The 4,467-nt window shown below is 29.0% G+C and carries 3 protein-coding genes; 1 reads left to right on the top strand and 2 read right to left on the bottom strand.

All coding sequences use genetic code 11. From position 1 onward, the window contains the following. Together WC168_RS09335 and polA are read right to left on the bottom strand one after the other, a co-directional pair. The coding region (locus tag WC168_RS09335) for a calcium/sodium antiporter (RefSeq protein ID WP_372618867.1) at positions 1 to 913 on the bottom strand (913 nt) is incomplete at its 3' end. 42 nt (positions 914 to 955) lie between these two features. Next, the gene (polA, locus tag WC168_RS09330) at positions 956 to 3,640 is read right to left on the bottom strand and encodes a DNA polymerase I (RefSeq protein WP_372618865.1); all 2,685 of its coding nucleotides are present in this window, start codon (positions 3,638 to 3,640) and stop codon (positions 956 to 958) included. A gap of 83 nt (positions 3,641 to 3,723) precedes the next feature. Here polA and kdsB point away from each other — a divergent pair, with 83 nt between their 5' ends. Then, complete coding sequence (gene kdsB / locus WC168_RS09325) at positions 3,724 to 4,446, top strand: 3-deoxy-manno-octulosonate cytidylyltransferase (protein ID WP_066161795.1); 723 nt, start codon at positions 3,724 to 3,726, stop codon at positions 4,444 to 4,446. Positions 4,447 to 4,467 lie beyond the last annotated feature (21 nt).

The raw sequence follows: 4,467 nt of genomic DNA, 5'->3' as shown, positions 1-4,467 counted from the left end.
TTCCTTCAACTCTATTTATTCTTCCATCTCTTCCTCTAAAGCCATAAGCCATAGCAAAAAGAGCAATTGTTAAAAGAAGCATAACTATCCAATCTCTTTTTAAAACTTCAAGTGGAATATTATTCATAGGTGCAATTACAACAGCAATTCCAATTACTGCTAAAAGGTTGAACATATTTGATCCAACAACATTTCCAATAGCAATATCATGTTCACCTTTTCGTGCTGCAATTACAGAAGCTGCAAGTTCAGGCAAAGAGGTTCCTAAAGCTACAATAGTTAAACCAATTATTAAATCACTAACCCCAAACTCAACAGCAACTCCAACAGCTCCCCAAACAAGTATTCTTGAACTTACTATTAATAAAATAAGTCCAAAAACAAGCCAAACAACACCAAGTTTTAAACTCATAGAGTGCTCTTTTAACTCTATATCCATCTCACTTTCTAAACTATCACCTCTACTTTTTAAAGCTGTATAAACAGACCATAAAATTAGTGCAAAAAAAGCTGCTAAAAGTATAACTCCTTCAAAAAGTGTTAAACTATTATCCAAAAGCAAATATCCTGTAAACAATACTATTAAAAGTAAAAGTGGAATCTCTTTTTTAACTATTTTTGAATTAACAATTATTGGAGAGACAACAGCTGTAACTCCTAAAATCAATGCAATATTTACAATATTTGATCCAATAGCATTTCCAAGTGCAAGTGCTGGATTTCCTTCATAAGCAGCTATTGCAGAAACAACCATCTCAGGAGCACTTGTTCCAAATCCAACAATTAAAATACCTATTAATAAACTTGGCATTCCAAGATGCTTTGCTGTTGATGCAGCACCATCTACAAACCTATCTGCACTCCAAACTAAAAGAGCAAATCCTAATACTACTGCTAGTAGATAAAATATCATAAATATATCTTCCTTAATAAATTTTCGGAAGTATACTTTTAATTATTTTAAATCTTGCCAAGAGTTAGCAACACCAACAGATACTTTTAAAGGAACATTTAATACAAAAATACTCTCCATAATATCTTTTATATCTTTGCTTACCTCATCAACATACTCATCTTTAACTTCAAAAATAAGCTCATCGTGTATTTGTAAAAGCATTTTTACATTTGGATTATCTTTATATTTCAGATGAATATTTATCATAGATAGTTTTATTAAATCAGCTGCACTTCCTTGAAATAGCGTATTTACAGCCTCTCTTAAATATGCAGCTTTTAACATTGGACTTGCACCTTGAAAATCAAAAAGTCGCTTTCTATTTAGAAGTGTTTTTACATAACCCTTTTCAATAGCCTCATCTTCAATAGATTTAAAATAATCTTTTACACTTTTAAATGCTTCAAAATATGATTCAATATATGTTTTTGCCTCTTTTGTAGAAATTCCTAAAGTATCTGATAGTTTTTTACTTCCCATTCCATATAAAAGCCCAAAGTTTATAGTTTTTGCAATTGCTCTTTTATCTTTTGCTTCATCTTCACCAAAAATCTTAATAGCAGTTTGTAAGTGAATATCTAAATCTTGTTTAAATGCATTTACAAGTGCTTCATCTTTTGAAAAATGGGCAAGAAGTCTAAGCTCAATTTGTGAATAATCAACTCCAACAAGCTTATAACCATCTTGTGCTATAAAAGCTCTTCTAATTTGAATATCACTAAAAGTCCCAACTGGAATATTTTGTAAATTTGGATTTTTTGAGCTTAATCTTCCTGTTGTAGTACCTGTATGTAAAAATGAAGAGAAAACTCTATTTTCACTATCTTTTAATCCAAGCTCTAAAAGTGGTTCAATATATGTTGAGTGAAGTTTAAAAGCCTCTCTATATTTTAGTAAAAGAGGAACTACTTTATGCTCATTTTTTAAGCTCTCCAAAACAGACTCATCTGTACTATAACCTGTTTTTGTCTTCTTTGAAGATGCAAGTCCCAGTTTTTCAAACAAAATCACACCCAACTGTTTTGGAGAGTTAATATTAAAACTCTCACCACAAGCTTCATAAATATTTTGAGTTAATTCATTTAGATAAATTAAACTTCTATCTTTATACTCTTTTAGAAGTTTTACATCTATTTTTATACCTTTTTGCTCCATTGAAGCTAAAACATAAATAAAGTTAAACTCTAGTTCAAAAGCTATACTTAAAAGCTCATCTTCCCCTCTTTGTTTAAAAATCTCAAGCTGTTTGTTAAATAGTTTCAAAGTCATCAAAGCATCTTCAGCTGCATATTGTGTTGCTTTTTCTAACTCAACACTTGAAAAATCTTCACCTTTTTTTACAACTTGAGAAAAAGAAACCATATCTATTTGAAAATATTTTTTTATTTGATAATCTATTCCAACTTTCTCACTTGTATCTAAAAGCCACGATAAAATCATAGTATCTGCATATAGTTTTAAATCCAAATCAAAATTGTTTTTTACAATTTGCCAATCATATTTGAAGTTTTGAAAAACAAGTTTATATCTATTTAAAATCTCTATTGCTTTTTTAGCAGCATCAATTGAAATTTGATTTCCAACACCTAAGTAGTTGTGAGCTATTGGTACATAATATGCTTTTTTATCTTCATAACAAAATGAGAATCCAACTATTTTTGCTTTTGCCGTATCAAGATTAGTTGTCTCTGTATCAAATGCAATTATTGCATCTCTTGGAATTTTATTTATTGCTAAAGTTAAATCATTTTCATTATTTAATAAAATATATTCAATCTTTTCATCTTCTACTTTTTTTGGAACTTCTGTTTTATAATTTAAACCATTTTTATTTACTCTTTCAATGATTCTGTGCATATCATAAGACTCTAAATCTGAAGCTATTTTTAAAATTGGATTCTCAAGCGGCAAAGAAAACTCATCAATATTTGATATAAAGTGACAATCATCTTTTAAGGTTACGAGTTGTTTTGATAAAAAAGCATTCTCTTTTCCTTCAATTAATAGCTCTTTTGTTCTTTTTTTATCAATATTTTCAATATTTTCATAGATATTTTCAAGTGTTCCAAATTGTTCTATCAAAGTTTGTGCTGTTTTTGCACCAACTCCTTTTACTCCTGGAATATTATCAGCTGTATCACCAACTAATGCTTGATAATCTATAAACTGCTTTGGAGTTACTCCATATTTTTCTATACATTTTGCTTCATTAATAATCTGTTTTTTAGTTGGGTCAAACAAATATACACTATTTTCATCATCAATTAGTTGATATAAATCTTTATCATGAGATACAATTCTTACCTCAAAGCCTTTTTCCTTTGCATCTTTTGCAATACTTGCAACCATATCATCAGCTTCATATCCAGTTCTAATAGCTATTTTAAATCCCATTTTCTCAACCCAAGATATTGCAACTGGAAGTTGAGTTAATAAATCTTCAGGAACATCTGGTCTTTGAGCTTTGTAGTTATCAAATAACTCATTTCTAAAAGTTGTCCCTTTTGCATCAAGAGCAAAAACTATATAATCTGTCTTAAAATCTTTTCCAATTCCAGCAACAAAGTTCATAAAACCTGTTAAAAGTCCAGTTGGGAAACCTCTGTTTGATCGCAAGGGTGGAAGTGCAAAATAACTTCTAAATAAAAATCCGAATGTATCAATTATTGTGATGCTTTTTTTCATAAATCTTCTTTCAATATATGTTTTAAAGATTTTATAATATAATAATCTCTTTTAAATATGGGTTTATACTAAAAGGATAAAAGATGATAATAATTCCAGCAAGGCTAAATTCAAGCCGATTTGCTAATAAAATTTTGGTAGATATTTTAGGTCTTCCAATGGTTATAAGAACTGCAAAACAAGTAAGCTCTTTGGATAAAGTTGTAATTGCAACTGATAGTAGTGAAGTTATGGATTTAGCAAAAGAGCACGGTTTTGATGCTGTTATGACAAGTGTTAATCACAATAGTGGAACAGATAGAATAAATGAGGCTGTAAATAGATTAAACTTAAGTGATGATGAGATTATTGTAAATGTTCAAGCAGATGAGCCTTTTATAGAAGTTGATGTTGTAAAAGCTGTAATAAATAGAGTAAAAGAGGTAAAAGATTGTCAAAATACTTTAATAACTTCTTGCTACAAAGAGATAAATAGTGAAAATGCAGATGATCCAAATTTGGTAAAAGTTGTTTTAGATGAATATGAAAATGCAATATACTTTTCAAGAGCAAAAATCCCATATCACAGAGATCATAGCGAAAACTCAACATATTTTGGACACTTAGGAATTTATGGATTTACAAAAAAATCTTTAAATAAATTTTGTAGTTTAAACTCTTCAAAATTAGAGAATATTGAGAAACTTGAGCAATTAAGAGCAATTGACAATGGATTTAAAATAGCAATGGTAAAAGTTAATTCAAAATCTTTTGGAATTGATACACAAGAGGATTTAAACAGAGCTTTAAAAGTTTTTAAAGCTTAAATCACGCTAAAGAGTAGTTTT

The organism is Aliarcobacter sp. (genome assembly GCF_041672065.1).
Classification (GTDB): domain Bacteria; phylum Campylobacterota; class Campylobacteria; order Campylobacterales; family Arcobacteraceae; genus Aliarcobacter; species Aliarcobacter skirrowii.
The sequence above is the reverse complement of the archived record's forward strand: the minus strand, read 5'-3'. Positions and strand labels throughout refer to the sequence as shown.